Origin of the sequence: Paenibacillus sp. V4I3, from assembly GCF_030817215.1 — a bacterium.
Taxonomy (GTDB): Bacteria; Bacillota; Bacilli; order Paenibacillales; family NBRC-103111; genus Paenibacillus_E.
This window is the reverse complement of the sequence record NZ_JAUSZA010000001.1, coordinates 2,716,602-2,732,885: the sequence shown is the minus strand read 5'-3', so window position 1 is coordinate 2,732,885 and position 16,284 is coordinate 2,716,602. Positions and strand designations below refer to the sequence as shown.

The following is a 16,284-nucleotide window of genomic DNA, read 5'->3' as shown; positions in this document are numbered from 1 at the left end:
TTTCTGAGCCTATTCTCCTTCCCTGCATTTCTCTCCCCAGACGGCAACTAGAATGATATCAGGAGTATTTAACTCGTAGGAATCGTGCGACTATGAAGTAAATCAAAAAAAGACCTCTCAGCTGCCGACTACAGCGTGTGAGGTCTGGGTTGAAGGCTGAGAAGGACGTTTTCGACTTCTCAGCTGGTTTTCGATGGCGCGTGCTTCGCCAGATCGTTAAAAAAGGGGTAAGCTTCGCTTACCCCTTACCCAAAACATATAAATTCTTATCTATTTTTTTTAAAAAAAGACCCAACCAACTGGGTCCTCATCTCTATCATATCGACAACACTTTTCTTACTTTTCTATATAACAGCGTGAGTACCCACGGTATCGCAACAATCAGCACTAAAACGATCCCATTATACACGTTAAAAAGTAAAATCGAGCCAGGCATATTTACTTTATATTTCCATAGTGATAACAACGCTGGATGCATCAAGTAGACACCAAATGACACCGAGCCTAGCGAGACGAAGAAGCTTGCCACTCTGCTTGATTTTTGGAGAAGCCATTTCGCGATCCAGATAAAGCTTACACCAATGCTAATGCTATAGAGCAGCCATAAAATTTCGTACCACGTATTTTCAAACTTATATCCTTTTAGTCCCAATAAGTAAAGCATCACATAGGCCAAACCACTGAGGAGTGCAGCTGGCAGCACCCAACCTTTGTTCCGCTCCATCCAAGAACGAAAGACTCCATAGTTCATGCCAATTGCACCACCCACAAGGAAATAGCCGAAGTACGTTATGCACAGCTCTGGTTTATGACTAATCGTACCGAACCAGTGGCTGTAAATGTAAACGCCCGCTTGAATGGCTAGTCCCCAAAGTGCCAGCGTACGGCGAAACCATGGCGCATTTCTAACAGCCCAAACTAGCAGCGGAAACAGCAAGTAGAACTGTACGATAATAATCATGAAATATAAGTGATAACCGGAATCTGCCCATTTTAACTGTTCCAGAAAAACACGTAGATCAACCTTAATGGGGTGCCCCGGCGTCCAAAGCCAAGGATTATATATATAGTAGAAGAAGGACCAAACGATATAAGGAACTAACACTTGACGGACACGTTTCCAGTAGAAAATGCCAGCCTGTTTCGCACTCCAATTATCCGTATAAATATAGAACAATACAATGCCACTCATGAAAATAAAAACTGGAACGGCGAAATAGCTTATTTTGTTTAAAAATAAAATGATTAGCTCTGTGCTGCTCCCTTTCAAAGCCGGATCCACTGTCCAGTCCGCGGTAACATGAATCAGAACGACTGCAAGGATTGCGAAGGCTCTAACGATATCGAGCTCCGTGATTTTTGCTTTTGCCATAACGGTTTCAAGTCCTCTTTTCCTAATAAATACCCTTTTACTATAGACAGTTTCGAGATTTTTCGCAACATTGAGCCTAGCAAAAAGGTATTCTCCTCTTAGATTGTTTACTAAAAAAAGAGTGTAGCCCAGGAGTAGACTTCTAGACGAATAGACCACTAGACTTCTCTACGAGGGATACACTCTTTTTTATTTCAACATGGCTTCTAACGGCTCAGCAATAATCCGCTGCACATCTTCCAGTACGATCGACAATCGGCGCTCCGCGTCGAATAATTGGCTAATACGTGGATTGAGCGCGAGCTCCTCATATAACTTCTGCAATTGTTCCATATCCTCTTGCGGCGGCATGTCGCCTCCTGCCATTTTCTGCTGCAGCTCATTTTGACGATTGCGAAAAGCTTCCAACAAGCTCTTACTGGATGCATCGCCGTTAATGATGGAGCGGAACTCCTTCATATCCTTATATTCGCTGCTTTCCTTAATTGCTTTTGCCAATTCGTAAGCCTTATCATGTACATTCATTTTATTTCCTCCTCATTTTTCATTTGTTACGGCCTATGTACTTTCTCAACGAATAAAAGGGCACTTTCGGACAGATGCCTAGGCACCAAGGGAAATATGTCCTCATATGATGGAGTAGTTTACTTTGCTTAAGCAGCAATGCCATTTTTGACCACATAAGAAAGATTAAGTTTTCGGTTAACGAAAACAGCTTTCTTATTGGCGATAAAAACTACCTTTAAACGCGGTCGATCATCCATGAATGGCCTCGATAGGGGTTTTCTCATGCTGGAAGGAGTGTTCGCTATTGACCCGGACGAAAGTTGGAATATCCATTCAAGGCACCAGCATCTATTTGGATGATCGGACCGTTGTTCTAAGTGAAGCCATTGCAAAAAAATGGAAAGTTCCGTCCAATCAAACGATTACTATGCGATTTGGCTCTGCCCAGCAGGATGTCAAAGTTGTTACCGCCTCAACGTCGAACAGTTTACGTGTAAACCCTGCTCTCGCTTCCAAAATCGGTCTTCATCATGGGGCTCAACTCAATCTCCATTATAGGCAAAACACAAGCACCTTGTCGATCGGACCCTTGATTGGTGTAATGATTAGCCGGGTTTATGCTGGCTCAAATGATCGTCCATTCGGTGCTATCACCGCTTTTTGTAAAGAAATGACGGATGCGTGTGACCTTTTTGGGGCTATTGTGTGCTTTTTTCCTCCTGATGAAATGCGTGCCAATGCCCAAACTCTATCCGCGTATTCGTATTCCAATGGTTCCTGGAGCAAAAAAACGTTTCCGATTCCCAATGTCATCTATAATCGACTTACCTCGCGCAAATACGAAAACATGACCAATGTTCAACAATTCATGAAAGACGTCAAAGCTCGCCATGCCACTGACATCTTTAATGAGAAATATTTGAACAAAACGGAAGTATTCGAGGCCTTGCGCAAAGATAACACTCTCCATGGATATTTACCCGAATCCTACCTCTTCAAAAACTATCAGATGTTGAAATCCATGGCCGCACGCCATCCGGTCTTATTCCTTAAACCGATTACCGGAAGTTTAGGTAAAGGAATCATTCGCATTCGCAAGGAAGCAGGAGATGGCTTTACCTGTCATTTTACGAACCTCGCTGGGGCTCGCAAACAATCTTTCTCCTCGCTAACCGCTGTGTTCCAGACCTTATCCGGCAAGCTCAAGACACAACGTTATCAATTACAACAAGGACTCGATCTCATTACTTCAGACGGTAACCCCGTTGATTTCCGAGCGCTTGTACAGCGGGGAGCCCAAGGGCAATGGGCCATAACGTCGATTGTTGGCCGAATTGCAGGAACGCAGCATTTTGTCTCTAACCTGGCTCGTGGCGGCAGTCTTACGACCGCGGCTGGAGCACTTGCTAAGTCTTCATTTTCGTCAGCTACACGTGTCTCAGTCTTGGGACGATTGCGCAAGGCTTCTCTAGACATCGCCAAAGGGATCGAAACACAAATCCCAAATCATTTTGGAGAGTTAGGAATCGACCTTGCTGTAGATAAAATGGGCAAAGTTTGGTTGCTCGAAGTGAACTCCAAACCGTCCAAGGATGATAATACCCCTCTTAACATTGAAAAGAAAATTAGACCGTCTGTGAAACAAATCGTGCAATATTCGCGCTTTTTAGCGAAGTTCTGAGGTGAAAACATGCGGTTAAGCGCAACTCGTCCCTTGTTAGGGATAATGGTTACGGAACAGAATCGAAGGCTGCCTTTTGCAAGTTCGGACTTTTATGAGCATCTCATTTCTTATGGTGATAGCGAGGGCCTAGATGTGTTCGTGTTCTCACCGAATCGTATCGATTGGAAGCAGAATATGGTGAGAGGTTACAGCTACCTGAGTCAGACGCAAGAGTGGGTCATGAAGCTCTTCCCTCTGCCTTCACTGATCTATGATCGATGCTTCTTTAGCAGTAAACACAGCTATAGGCAGTACCGTTACCATGTTGGCAAGCTGCGTGCGAAACCCCATATTCGTTTTCTCGGTTATGGTTTGAGCGGAAAGTGGGAAGTGGGTCAGATCCTACAGAAAGACAGCGCTTTGCACCTTTATTTGCCTGAAACGAGCATGCTATCAAGTGGCACCGAACTGAGAAAATGGCTTCGTACTAGGAGCGACGTTTTCCTCAAACCACAGGGTGGCAGCCAGGGCAGGGGTGCATTGCACATTCACAAGCTAAGCACAATGGACGATAACAACTCTTTTCATATAAAAGGGCGCGATGCCCATAATCACCCCATAGAGCGTGATTTTAAAGACTTTGATTCGTGCTGGGTTTGGCTTCGCAACCTGATTGGTATGCGACCCTATCTGATACAAGAATACCTAACTCTACATTCAACCGAGGGAATGGCATACGATGTGCGCTCCCTCGTGCAAAAAAACGGCCGTGGGTTATGGGAGAGTACCGGCATGGCCGTACGTATTGGCAAACCTGGAAGCATCACCTCTAATCTACATGGCGGAGGCACTGCTAAAGAGGTAACCTCGTTCCTTACCAAGGAGTTTGGTGACTCGAAGGCAAATGAGCTTATAGCCACACTCGCCATGCTTTCAAGCCGAATTCCTCCTTTTCTGGAAGCTCATCACGGGCGGCTGGCTGAGCTTGGTATTGATCTAGGGATTGATACCTGTGGTCGCGTGTGGATTCTTGAAGTGAACTCGAAGCCGGGCAGGACGATTTTCGCACGAATGCGTAACGAGAAAGCACGCACGAAATCCATTGCAAACCCCATACATTATGCTGGATTCTTACTCCACAAAAAGCTGAGTTAAGCTTGGCTTTGCTGGTATGTGCCAAAGTAGGCAGATGGTCATATCTGCTTGTTTTGACACGGAAAGCCCCGTAGGGCAACAAGTTTAGGAGGGTAACCTAATGAGTTTGACAACGTGTATGCTCCACGCCGTACAACGAACAGATAGATCGGTCTACTTAACAAGTGAACTCGTCAAAGCTTTACGGTTAACCGGCAATAAATCGATAACTGTAAAGGTTGGCAGTAAAAAAGCGACCCTACCGATCCGTCTGATCAAAAAAAGTGGTCAGCATATGTACATTCCGTTTTCCCTGATGGCCTCCTTGCGCATTCCTCGAACAGGGAGTGTGTTCGTAGCCAATAGCAATAATAAAGAACTTCGCATCGGCCCACTCATTGGTATCTTAACCAACGTAGTGAGTGGTACATCTCCATTTGGTACAAAAACTGGATTCATTCGCCAAATTATGAGTACAGCCTCAACGAAGTCTTTCGCTTTCGCATTCAGCCCCAGCAGCGTAAATTGGGTTCAAGAAACGGTTACAGGCATTATTCCGAAAGAAGGCGGAGGCTGGGTACGCAAAACATTCCCATTGCCTGATGTAGTCTATAATCGGCTGTCCAGCCGCAAAGCGGAGAAATCAGCAGGTATGGAAGGCTTTAAGGACCGTTTTGTTCGAAGAGGGATTCCCCTCTTTAACTGGAGCTTCTTTGATAAATGGGACGTTTACAAAATGTTAGATGGCGATGATGCTTTCCGCTTCGTCCCAGAATCCCGGATCAATCCTTCTGCGGATCAAATTAAGGAAATGCTTGATAAACACAAATTCATTTACTTAAAACCAACGGCAGGCTCCCTAGGCATCGGTATTTTCCGTGTGACTTATAACCCTAAGCGTGGTTACTTCGTTCGCTATCGCAAAGCTGGTAAAAATGTTCTCATTCGTTATGGGAAATTCGATGGTTTGATGCAAATGCTTGGAACTGGGCGTGGTCGCCTAACGAACTACGTAGCACAGCAAGGGATCCGTCTCATTGAAATCGATAGCTGTCCGATAGATTTCCGCTTCCATTTGACGAAGAATGGTAATAACAATTGGGTTGTAGCTGCGATCGGGGCGAAAAAATCTGGTAAAGGCAGTGTTACCACCCATATCCGCAATGGCGGTCAATTGATGACACCAGAACAGGTACTACGTCAAATCTACGGCTCTCGCGCGGAGCAAGTGCTCACCAATGCCAAAGAAACGGCTATTAAGCTCGCCGAGGGCATCGAGAATAACTATAACCATTTACTTGGAGAACTCGGATTTGATATCGGTATTGATCAAAGTGAGAAAATCTGGATGTTCGAAGCAAATGCCAAACCGGGGAGATCCATTTTCAAGCATCCCTCTTTGAAAGAAGGCGACGTCGCTACTTTACAAAATATTTACGAGCACTGCCTCTTTTTGAGTCGCTTCCGCTCTAGGAGGGAAAGCTAATGGGCTTCTTCCTGCATGAGATAAGACAAAAGCCTACTCTTGCCATTCTCACCGTTAAGGATAGTAAGCGTGTATTTCGCGGCAATCTGGATAATTTCAGGGATTTAATTCAAACTGGCGAACGACTTGGTGTTGATGTATACATCGTGACTACGAAGGACTTCACCTTATCCAGCCCCGAAATATATGGCTTTCGCTTTAATACCGAAACCAAAAAATGGAGCAGGGAACTCGTTCCCGCTCCACAAGTCGTATACAATCGTATTCCCTATCGTAAGATGGAAATGAAGCCAGAGGTCCAGCAAACCATTCAAGCATGCAATCGCAGCGCCAGCATTCATTTATTCAATCCTTCCTTCTTCAACAAATGGACCTTGTTCGGATGGTTAAATAGTGCCAAAGAAAGTAAACCTTATATGCCCGATACACAGCAATTAAACTCGGCAAATGATTTAACTCAGCTATTGCGTAAACATGCCGTTCTCTACTTAAAACCAGTAAAAGGTAAAGCTGGGAGAGGCATTATGCGCATTGATCGATTAACGACTGCAAATGGCCGTCGTAATTATCGGCTGAGCCGCCAAGAAGATAAGAAGATGGCTTATAGTTACCACAATTCCACTGATGAGCTGTGGAATGAATGGAATAAACATCGTGGTACCCATGACTATATCGTGCAGCAAGGTATCGCTTTAACGAGATACAAAGAGCGCGCTTACGATTTACGTGCTTTAGTCCAGAAGACGTCCAAAGGTGCCTGGAGTGTATCCGGTATTGGAGCTCGTGTAGCGGGTAGAGCTAGCATCACGACACATGTACCTCGCGGCGGATCAATTGACGAGCCACGCAAACTGCTTACATCTGCGTTTGGTGCCACGAAAGCCAAAAATATTTTGGCGCGAGTTCGCAAAGCTGCTGTTACCCTCGCTGCGCAAATTGAGAGGTCATCCGGCAATCAACTTGGCGAAATGTCTATGGATATTGGTGTCGATACCGGAGGACACATCTGGTTCTTCGAAGCTAATTCGAAACCAATGAAATTCGATGAACCCAAAATTCGTCAAAAATCACTTGAACGCATTATCCTTTACAGCCTTTACTTGATCAATAATGGGAGAAGAAGGTGATTATGCTTGTCTTCGAAACGACTAGGCGTACTCGCTATCTATTTAAGTAAAACTCGACTCGAAGAGCTTTCTTACTTTCAGCGGCTAAGCAGGGAAGGAAAGAAACTTGGTGTTCAAGTTGAGGTATTTACCCCGGATGACGTCGAAGGTGACAACGCCGTTCGCACGCTGACGTATGATTCCGGTCTGGGGAAATGGATTCGCAGGCGGACTTCCTTTCCCCCTATTATTTATGATCGCTGCCGATATAAAGCTGCGGCAAATTATCAGATGCTCAAAGCATTTCGTAATCAACATGCCAAGCTTACCTATTTAAGTAAACCTTTAGCTAACAAATGGTCGATGCATCAAACCCTTTCAGAGAATGAGAGCATTCGCCCCTATTTGCCTGCTACAGTACGATATAGCTCCGTGCAGGAGCTGCTGAAGGTTCTAAAGAAGCATAAGCTAATCTATGTCAAACCGAAGAATGGCACGGGTGGAAGAGGAATATTACGAATTGAACAGCTAGGTTCTGATCTTTATCTATTACAAGGAAGGAATCAACAGCGAACCATCATCGCTCCATTCCGCGCCACGGAAAAACAGCTTGCCATTAAACTGCATACCCTGAAATTGAGCCCAGATTATGTGATACAGCAAGGAATCCAGTTAACACTGAGGGATGGCCGTGTGCATGATTATCGTTTGCTAATTCAGAAAAATGGCCGTGGTGAGTGGGAAGTAACCGGTTGTGCGGGCCGAATTGGTCCTCAACGCAGCATCACTTCGAATCTTCATGGCGGCGGTAGTGCAGTAACTCAGGATAAATTGTTAGCCTACCGTTTTTCTTCCGAAGAAAAAATGGAGGCAATTAAGAAAGAGATGAACAGCTTCGCGTATAAGCTCGCTGACTATTTGGAAAGTAAATTCGGTAAGTTGTGCGAGTTGGGCATGGATATTGCCGTAGATCCCAAAGGAAATGTTTGGCTGCTAGAAGTCAATCCTAAGCCATCACGAGAAGTATTTCGCAAAATCGGTCAACATTCGATCTATCAGAAGGCGGTTACAAGGCCACTTGAATATGCTGTCTATATGATGAAACAAAAGAAAATAAAAATAGAAGAACAGAAAACGGAAGACAAAAAGATCGAATCATAATGCAAACAATCGGAAGCGTCAGCTAAAGACTAGCCAGCTTCCGGCCTACATATGCTGAAGATGTCCCAATGTTTGAACAAAAATTTGCTCAATATGGTCATCGTCTAGCGAATAAAAGACCGTTTTCCCCACTTTACGTCTTTTGACAATGTGCAAATCCCGCAAGTAGCGGAGCTGATGTGAAACGGCCGACTGCCCCATCGCAAGAAGCGTTGCAAGATCATGCACGCATAGCTCCCTATGCTGCAAGTAATAGATCATTTTAACCCTTGTCGGATCGCCTAAGGCTTTGAATACCTCCGCAATCCCTACCGCCTGCTCCTCCGTTATTTGAGGTTCCTGCATAAGCTGTTCCGAACCAACACCTGTACAAGTACATGTGTCCTCACCTTCACTTGCTTCTATCCCTATTTTTTCCATGATCATCCCTCCTTAGAATTTTACTTTAGCTATACTTTTAGTTCCGGATGGGCGTTAGTCGAGTTTTCAATTTGAATAGTAGCATGAGTGATTTGAAATCTTTCCTCTATTTGATGAATAGCTTTTTGGAGGACTACCTGACTATCACGATCATCGGCAATGAGTAAATGGCAGCTCAGAGAATCAAGGCCTGAAGTAATCGTCCAAATATGTAAATCATGTACATTGATAACACCATCTATGCTCTCCAGCACGAGTTTGACATCCCCATAAGAAACAGAGGCAGGAGTTCCCTCCATCAATATATGAATCGTCGATTTCAGGACGGTCCAAGCCCCCTTAAGAATAAGTAAAGACACAATAATACTAATGATTGGATCAGCTGCATACCAACCGAAGACCAGCATAGCCCCACCGGCTAAGATTGCTCCCACAGACCCCAAAGCATCACCTAGAATATGCAGATAAGCGCTGCGCAGATTGAGATTGCCATGCACATCCCCTTTACGCATAAGTGCCCAAGCACTAAGTAAATTCGCCATTAAACCGACGCATGCAATGAGCATCATCGAACCACTGGCGACAGTAGGAGGATTCATAAATCGCCCAACTGCTTCCCAGATAATGAGCCCTGCTATCACAAATAGTGTGACAGCGTTGAATAGAGCCGCTAGGATTTCAATTCTATGAAAGCCATAGGATTTATGAGCTGATGATGGCTTGGCTGCGAACCAAAGGGCGGTGAGACTTAAAACAAGAGAGCCTGCATCGCTTAACATATGGCCTGAATCCGAGAGCAGCGCCAGACTATTGGTCCATAGTCCACCTACAAACTCTAAAATCATGATGCTCGCTGTTATACATAGCGCAATAAGGAGTCCCTGTTTATTTCCGCTGTGGCCATGGTGGTGATGTCCATGATGATGTCCATGGTGAGCGTGATCGTGTCCTTGATGACCCACATGACCGCTGCAATTAGAGTGATCTTTGTGTTGATGTGACTGTACTTCAGACTCATGATGCTGCATGGAATTCCCTCCCTGACTCTAAATCCTTTTGAATGGAGTGCTGCCATTTGCTTTATATATGGCTTCACTATATATGAGCATCTACTCATATATACATAATAGTAAGTTAAACAGACTGATGTCAATATCGTTTCTTCCAAAAAAAGAAAGATCGATTCATTTGCTCACTTTCACATGAGCCTGAATCGATCTAACCAAATATTGGAACCGTTATGTCCCTGATGCTGTTTTGTTCGCTCCCGCCTCTATCCCATCCGGGTCAAACGTGATCGTCGCACTAAACAGCGTATTGGATACCCCGAAATCTCCCGTAATTGCACCGCCGCTGCCAGCATACGATTTGGATGCACTTGTCGGAGCAATCACACAAGTATCGCCGTTCACCAGACTTCCTTCATTCCTGATAATATTGAATATTCCTATAAAAGAAGGCATTCTGATCATCACCTTTACCTATCAAAGTTCTACAGTGTATGCCCATCTAGCCGTGTTTGCGACAGCTTACCCTTAATTACAAATATTCAAGCAATTCGACGAAGCTGCGGATTCGTATATGCGCACCATCTAGCTCTCCCGACTCACGAAAGCCTGCATAATCACAAGCGGCTACGGTTAGGTTATTCTGAAGTCCTGCCTCTACATCGGAGGAGCGATCGCCAACCATCCACGCTGATTGGATATGATGTGTTTCCAGAAGTATTTTTACTAAATCCACCTTGGATCTCGTTCGATATTGCCCTGCACTGTACAAACCTTCGAATAAATGCGCTAAACCTTTGGCTTCAATAACATGCCGCACATAATCTTCGAGTCCATTGCTTGCGACAAATAAACGAATTCCTTTGCTATGTAAAACTTGTAAGGTTTCAGCTACTCCTTTATAAAGATCGCCTTGCCCCTTCTGTAGTCCCTCCATTTGATACTTGATCAACAGCATATCTGCTTCCTGACGAGTTCGCATCTGTGAATCCGGTAATACCCGCTCCCAAATGTGCTCAAGAAGCATGCCTAGCGCCCCCAAGATTCGCTCTTCTGGTGGAGTCTCACCGGCAAAAAGACCTTTAGCTCTAAGCTCATCAAACGTCTTATGGTAAGCAGGCAGAAGTAAGGTCTCCGTCTGAAATAATGTTCCATCCAAGTCAAAAAGCATTGCTTCAGGTTGGTTTCTCTGATTACTCATTATCAAGCTCCTTCTTATGCTAAGTTTCGAAAATAATTGTTATGATCTTAGATAAGAATGGCAAACATACCCATGTAAGTCAATATTCATATTTAGGAAAAAGCCTGTTGCCGATAAGAAAAAATTCAGTTATGATTGAAATGAGAGTAATTTGTTTTAAAAATGATATTTTTATGCAAAAACCTATCATAATTAATCAAAATAGGTATCACATCTTGCAAACATCCCTATTGGATAACTTATCTTTGAAAGTGAGGAAGACGATCATGAACCTTCATATTTTTCAAAATCAACAAGAGCTAAATGAAGCAGGAGCTGGCATTATTACCTCGCTTGTCCAAATGCAGCCTAAAGCGGTATTAGGTCTAGCCACAGGTGGAACACCTGTAGGCATTTATGAGGAGCTTGTTAAGGCTTACGATAAAGGACGAGTTAGCTTTAAATCTGTCACAACCTTTAACTTAGATGAATATGTCGGCTTACCGGTAGATCACCCAGAGAGCTATCACGCTTATATGCAGCAGCATTTGTTTGCACATATTGACTTACCTACTGCTGGGGCCCATATCCCCAACGGAAATTCAACAGATTTAGATGCGGAATGCGAGCGTTACAACCAACTTTTGGAAGAAGCGAAACAGATCGATTTGCAAATTCTAGGCCTAGGCCATAACGGGCATATTGGTTTTAATGAACCCGATCATTCCTTGATCAGCGGTACACACCGTGTAGAATTAAAAGCGGAGACTCGCGAAGCGAATGCACGTTACTTTAACTCCATTGATGAAGTTCCGACGCATGCCTTAACCATGGGTGTAGGCACCATTTTGAAAGCCAAAACGATCCTGCTGATCGTTCGTGGAGCCGATAAAGCCGAGATCGTACATCGCGCTCTTACAGGTCCGATTACAACGGAAATTCCGGCGACCCTTTTGCAAACTCACCCACATCTTGTCGTTCTTCTTGATGCTGAGGCGGGGAGGCTTTTTGAATGAGTGAACTTGTGATTTCGGGGGCTAAAATCGTTACGGAGCAGGGAATCATCGAGCGAGGCATCCTTCATGTGAAGGATGGCTTCATCGTTTTTGTTGGCGATATGTCCGACTGGGACCCATCAGCTGCCGGTTCTGCCGCTAGGTCAGTCGATGCCCATGGAAGCTGGTTGTTACCAGGATTCATCGATGTTCACGTACATGGTGGATACGGCGCCGATTTCATGGATTCGAATCCAGAGACACTTGACATTATTACTCGGTTTCATGCCTTACACGGCACAACCTCCATGCTAGCTACGACGATGACAGCGACTCGAGAGGCGATTGATCGGGTGCTTGGTGAAGTAGACCGCTATAAGCGCCAAGAGATGCCATACGCTCAGCTGCTTGGCGTACATCTGGAGGGTCCTTTCATCTCACCCAAATGGGCAGGCGCACAAGATCCGAACCTTATGGTGCCGCCACAGCTTTCATGGATCGAAGACTGGCATGAGCGCTATCCGCAGCTCATGAAGCAGTTAACCCTGGCCCCCGAACGCGAGGGGGGCCTTGAGATGATCGCGTGGCTGCGCGATCATGGCATCGTTGCCGCATGCGGCCACACTGACGCGACCTATGCCGACATTCAGTCGGCGGTTCGCGAAGGGCTTACGCATGCGGTGCACACCTACAACGCGATGAAGCCGCTGCATCATCGCGAACCCGGAACCGTCGGTGCGATACTCACCGACGAACGCATCAGCGGCGAAGTGATCGCTGATGGGCACCACGTGCACCCAGCAGCGATTCGCCTGCTGGCGATGGTGAAGCAGCCGCATGGCTTGCTGCTGATCACGGACGCCATGTCAGCCGCGGGACTCGGCGACGGGCAGTACGAGCTGGGCGGGCAAGCCGTGACCGTACAGTTGGGCGTAGCCCGGCTGACGGAAGGCGGCGCGCTCGCCGGCAGTACGCTGACGATGATCGAGGCGCTCCGGTTTATGGTGCGCGAGGTCGGAGTCAGCGTCGAAGACGCGAGCCGCTTCGCAAGCGGCAACCCTGCGAGGCTGCTGCGCCTCGAGGCGTCGCACGGCTCGATTGCGAAGGGCAAGCTGGCTGACTTGCTGCTCGTCAGCCCTGAATTAGAGCTCGAACATGTATGGGTTCGCGGCAAAGAAATTATAGATTAAGTTGGCTTGACGCACATATTCGTTGATACTAGCCCCGACTTCGTTCTAATCGCGAAGCCGGGGCTTTTTTCATCTGGCCTCTTTGAAGCTCTTGTAAATTTGCAGGAAAATACCAACTTTTGTCGAAAACCCCTAACACCATACTTGAGCTCACACAAGAAAGGGTTTGAAGCCTGATATGATTTATTTGATAAAAATCGCTTACACCCTATTATTCCCTCCTGGAATTATCATACTTCTCCTTTTGGCTATAGCTTTATGGCTGAAGCAAAAAAAGGAGTACCTTGGCACACTTCTTGTAGGCCTAGCCGCACTTCTTCTAGGCATATCCTCCATGCCTTATTTCGGCAATTCGTTACTAAATTCCATCGAAAGAAGGTACACACCACCAGTTCAAGTGTCCGGCGACGTGCTAGTTCTACTAACTGGAGGCGCAACCATGGATAATCCAGACCCTCTTACCAAAGGGGAAGGATATCTGACAGGAAATACGGCCGCGCGTGTATTAACAGTTGCTGAACTATATCGAAGTACAAAACTGCCCATCCTTTTGTCTGGCGGTCAAGTGTTTCGTGACTCGGGCAATGAATCTCAGATCGCCAAACGGCACCTTCTCGCGCTTGGTGTTCCCGAATCGTCCATTTCCATGGACGATAAGAGTCGCAATACCGAGGAAAATGCCGTGAATACACAAGCTATTCTCTCAGAAAAAGGCTGGAAAGCTCCAATACTCATCACATCTGCCTTCCACATGCCCCGATCCGTTAAGCAATTCCAAAAGCTCAAAATAGACGTAGTCCCGTACCCTACCGACTATATTTCTCAGCAGAAGCAGTACCTCAGTATCAACAAATTCATTCCTTCTTCCAGCGGTTTATCCACCACAACGATTGCGCTGAAGGAATTCTTAGGCTTGTTTGCAGCCAGGAACAATTAGTGGCTGGCGGCTTATTGCGCACAAGTAATAGATGGCTTTCTTTTGCACCAATGCATCATTTTACATTCTTCTTTTGCATTCTTTTACATCCTTACATCCTTTGCTTCCGTTGCTGCTGAGGTTTTCAATTTTTCTCCCCTCCCCACTCTCTCTTGTACTGCCTGGCGAATAGGCTCCGATACCGCTCTTTCATCTAGTCGCGCTTGAGATAAGCGCGGTTTCGGAGCCTAAAAGTAAGCGAGAGCAGCGATCAAGTAAGTGGATGTCGGCTGAGAAGTCGGTTTCGGAGCTTACAGAAGAGGATGAAACGCAGAATTGGCAAATAGGCTCAGAAAAACGCTCTTTCGACCAGTGGTGCTTGTGATAAGCTCGGTTTCCGATCCTAAAGTAAGCGAGGTAAGCGAGGTAAGCTCGGAAATTCACTGAGACAAGCTCAGAATGCGAGCTTATCTCTACTGTCGACTAAGATAGCATCCGTCAGCAATAATAAACATCGTCTGATTAACAGCAAAAAGCAGGCCCACGGCCCGCTTTTTTTATCCCTAATCCTAGCTACCTCGTCCTAGCCCTCACCTCCTGCTTAAAAAACCTTCTGTGCTTCCCGATCATCCTTCAAAATTTCAACAGCTTCTCTAAATCGCAGGGAATGCACAATCTCCCGCTCGCGGAGGAACTTTAGACTGTCCTGCAGGTCAACGTCATCGGTTACATCAATCAACCATTGATAGGTGGCTCTTGCTTTCTCTTCTGCGGCAATATCCTCATAGAGGTCCGCTATGGGGTCTCCTTTGGCTTGTATGTAGGCGGCCGTCCAAGGTACACCGGATGCATTCTGATAGAAGAGCGCTTTGTCGTGGCTCACATAGTGATCGTCCAGACCAGCGGCCTTCAGTTGATCGATGGTTGCGTCTTTTGTAAGCTTATTAACCATTAAAGGATATCTACTTTTATTTTACCTATCCCTTCAATAACTTCTTAGCCTCCACCAAACTCAGATACGGACTCTGCACTCGCTTAATCCCATCCCTCTTGTATAACATGAGTCCTGACTCACTCGCCTTGATATCCTCTGCACCTTCGCATCCTAGAGTGATCCTTGAGTTAATCCCATCCGCGTGTTTGAATGCCATTCGCACTGTTAGATTTTGCTTCAGCTTCCCGTTTAGCACCTCCGCGTCAGGCCTCTGAAGAGACAGTATTGCAAATGTTGAAAGTGCCCTTCCAATTGCTGTTATGTCCTCTAAGATCCGCATGATCTCCTTTTCCTTTTTAAGCAGCGCAACCTCATCTACGCAAACGATGATGTATGGCATCTTGAAGGGTAGATCGTCCACGTGGGACACTTCGTACTGGTCGCACAGATTTCCACGATGCTTCATTTCTATGTCGAGCTCCTTCAGTACCTCAATAAGCCTTTCCGTCTCCGTGACGACCTCAACTACATGCGGCACGTTTCTGAATAGATGGAACTCGCTGCGCTTCATGTCGGCAAGGTACAGTTGCAGCTCATCGGGCGACTTAGTATGAATGAGTGTGGTCAGCAGCGCCCGTATGTGCGTACTCTTACCGCTGCCCGTTTCCCCTGCAATGAGCAAGTGAGGATTCTCCACCATGTCGTATACTTCCCAACCTTCACGTGACCGGCCGACGATGATCGGCAGTCTAATGCCGGCAGTTGGTACATCTAACACATTGTAATCAAACTGCTCTAACCCTTTGTTATACACCTTAAGTTTAAACGTTGCCGTATCGCCAATAATATCGATGTGCTCACCGAATCCCTGTTTGAACACCCAGTAGCTTTTGAATACTCTGTCGGGGTCCACACCGATCGGCAGCGTAAAAGTATACTCCTTATATTCCTTGAACTCTTCTTGACCATCGACGGTCGGGTAAGTAAACACCCATTTCTCCTCAATCCTCTGCCTGATGTACAGCTTAGCTCGATCAAAGCAGACGTGAAGCTTATCTTTCCTCGCATCCCCTCCTCCACCCTTAGCTATAACCACCGCGCTTCCTATACTCGCCACCATACATGCTGCTCCCAAAGCGAAAAGTATCATATACCAAACACCACCCTGGCATAGTTGATGAGCTTAGAAACCTCGACTAACACGATGATAGCT

The 16,284-nt window shown here is 45.9% G+C and carries 15 protein-coding genes and 1 pseudogene; 8 read left to right on the top strand and 8 right to left on the bottom strand.

The window, feature by feature from the left end; all coding sequences use genetic code 11:
* Window positions 1-316: 316 nt before the first annotated feature.
* Together QFZ77_RS12660 and QFZ77_RS12655 are read right to left on the bottom strand one after the other, a co-directional pair.
* Entirely contained in the window at window positions 317-1,372 is a 1,056-nt protein-coding gene (locus tag QFZ77_RS12660) for an acyltransferase (protein WP_307439961.1), read from the bottom strand.
* Window positions 1,373-1,561: 189 nt separating this feature from the next.
* Window positions 1,562-1,897, bottom strand: a complete 336-nt coding sequence (locus QFZ77_RS12655) for a YlbF family regulator (protein ID WP_307439959.1) — start codon at window positions 1,895-1,897, stop codon at window positions 1,562-1,564.
* 286 nt (window positions 1,898-2,183) lie between these two features.
* On the opposite strand from QFZ77_RS12655, the gene QFZ77_RS12650 reads away from it, so the two are divergent.
* From QFZ77_RS12650 to QFZ77_RS12630, 5 genes are all read left to right on the top strand, one after another.
* Window positions 2,184-3,560 carry a YheC/YheD family endospore coat-associated protein gene (locus QFZ77_RS12650; protein WP_307439957.1) on the top strand — a complete coding sequence of 459 codons (1,377 nt, stop codon included), beginning with the start codon at window positions 2,184-2,186 and terminating at the stop codon, window positions 3,558-3,560.
* A gap of 9 nt (window positions 3,561-3,569) precedes the next feature.
* Window positions 3,570-4,697 carry a YheC/YheD family endospore coat-associated protein gene (locus tag QFZ77_RS12645; RefSeq protein ID WP_307439956.1) on the top strand — a complete coding sequence of 376 codons (1,128 nt, stop codon included), beginning with the start codon at window positions 3,570-3,572 and terminating at the stop codon, window positions 4,695-4,697.
* A gap of 100 nt (window positions 4,698-4,797) precedes the next feature.
* Window positions 4,798-6,162, top strand: coding sequence for a YheC/YheD family endospore coat-associated protein (locus QFZ77_RS12640; RefSeq protein ID WP_307439953.1), 1,365 nt, complete (start codon window positions 4,798-4,800; stop codon window positions 6,160-6,162).
* A complete protein-coding gene (locus QFZ77_RS12635; RefSeq protein WP_307439951.1) occupies window positions 6,162-7,289 on the top strand; it encodes a YheC/YheD family endospore coat-associated protein in 1,128 nt (375 codons plus the stop codon). The genes QFZ77_RS12640 and QFZ77_RS12635 overlap by 1 nt, the downstream gene beginning before the upstream one ends.
* Before the next feature lie 6 nt (window positions 7,290-7,295).
* A complete protein-coding gene (locus tag QFZ77_RS12630; RefSeq protein WP_307439949.1) occupies window positions 7,296-8,429 on the top strand; it encodes a YheC/YheD family endospore coat-associated protein in 1,134 nt (377 codons plus the stop codon).
* 45 nt (window positions 8,430-8,474) lie between these two features.
* On the opposite strand, the gene QFZ77_RS12625 is transcribed toward QFZ77_RS12630, so the two are convergent.
* The 4 genes from QFZ77_RS12625 to QFZ77_RS12610 form a co-directional block, all read right to left on the bottom strand.
* Window positions 8,475-8,849 (bottom strand): ArsR/SmtB family transcription factor, encoded by a 375-nt coding sequence (locus QFZ77_RS12625; RefSeq protein ID WP_373462591.1) that lies wholly within the window; start codon window positions 8,847-8,849, stop codon window positions 8,475-8,477.
* 29 nt (window positions 8,850-8,878) lie between these two features.
* Window positions 8,879-9,877 carry a cation diffusion facilitator family transporter gene (locus QFZ77_RS12620; RefSeq protein ID WP_307439947.1) on the bottom strand — a complete coding sequence of 333 codons (999 nt, stop codon included), beginning with the start codon at window positions 9,875-9,877 and terminating at the stop codon, window positions 8,879-8,881.
* A 210-nt stretch (window positions 9,878-10,087) separates the two neighbouring features.
* On the bottom strand, window positions 10,088-10,312 hold the full coding sequence (locus QFZ77_RS12615) for a spore germination protein (protein ID WP_307439945.1): 225 nt from the start codon (window positions 10,310-10,312) through the stop codon (window positions 10,088-10,090).
* A 76-nt stretch (window positions 10,313-10,388) separates the two neighbouring features.
* Window positions 10,389-11,057, bottom strand: a complete 669-nt coding sequence (locus QFZ77_RS12610; protein ID WP_307439943.1) for an HAD family hydrolase — start codon at window positions 11,055-11,057, stop codon at window positions 10,389-10,391.
* A 266-nt stretch (window positions 11,058-11,323) separates the two neighbouring features.
* On the opposite strand from QFZ77_RS12610, the gene nagB reads away from it, so the two are divergent.
* From nagB to QFZ77_RS12595, 3 genes are all read left to right on the top strand, one after another.
* A complete protein-coding gene (gene nagB, locus QFZ77_RS12605) occupies window positions 11,324-12,052 on the top strand; it encodes a glucosamine-6-phosphate deaminase (RefSeq protein WP_307439942.1) in 729 nt (242 codons plus the stop codon).
* Entirely contained in the window at window positions 12,049-13,221 is a 1,173-nt protein-coding gene (gene nagA / locus QFZ77_RS12600) for an N-acetylglucosamine-6-phosphate deacetylase (RefSeq protein ID WP_307439940.1), read from the top strand. Before nagB ends, nagA begins: the two co-directional genes overlap by 4 nt.
* 178 nt (window positions 13,222-13,399) lie before the next feature.
* Complete coding sequence (locus QFZ77_RS12595) at window positions 13,400-14,158, top strand: YdcF family protein (RefSeq protein WP_307439938.1); 759 nt, start codon at window positions 13,400-13,402, stop codon at window positions 14,156-14,158.
* 580 nt (window positions 14,159-14,738) lie between these two features.
* Here the strand turns inward: QFZ77_RS12595 and QFZ77_RS12590 are convergent.
* Both QFZ77_RS12590 and QFZ77_RS12585 read right to left on the bottom strand, forming a co-directional pair.
* Window positions 14,739-15,089 (bottom strand): annotated as a pseudogene (locus QFZ77_RS12590) (manganese catalase family protein); the annotation flags it as partial.
* Window positions 15,090-15,114: 25 nt separating this feature from the next.
* The gene (locus QFZ77_RS12585) at window positions 15,115-16,062 is read right to left on the bottom strand and encodes an FtsK/SpoIIIE domain-containing protein (protein WP_307439936.1); all 948 of its coding nucleotides are present in this window, start codon (window positions 16,060-16,062) and stop codon (window positions 15,115-15,117) included.
* Between the last annotated feature and the right edge of the window lie 222 nt (window positions 16,063-16,284).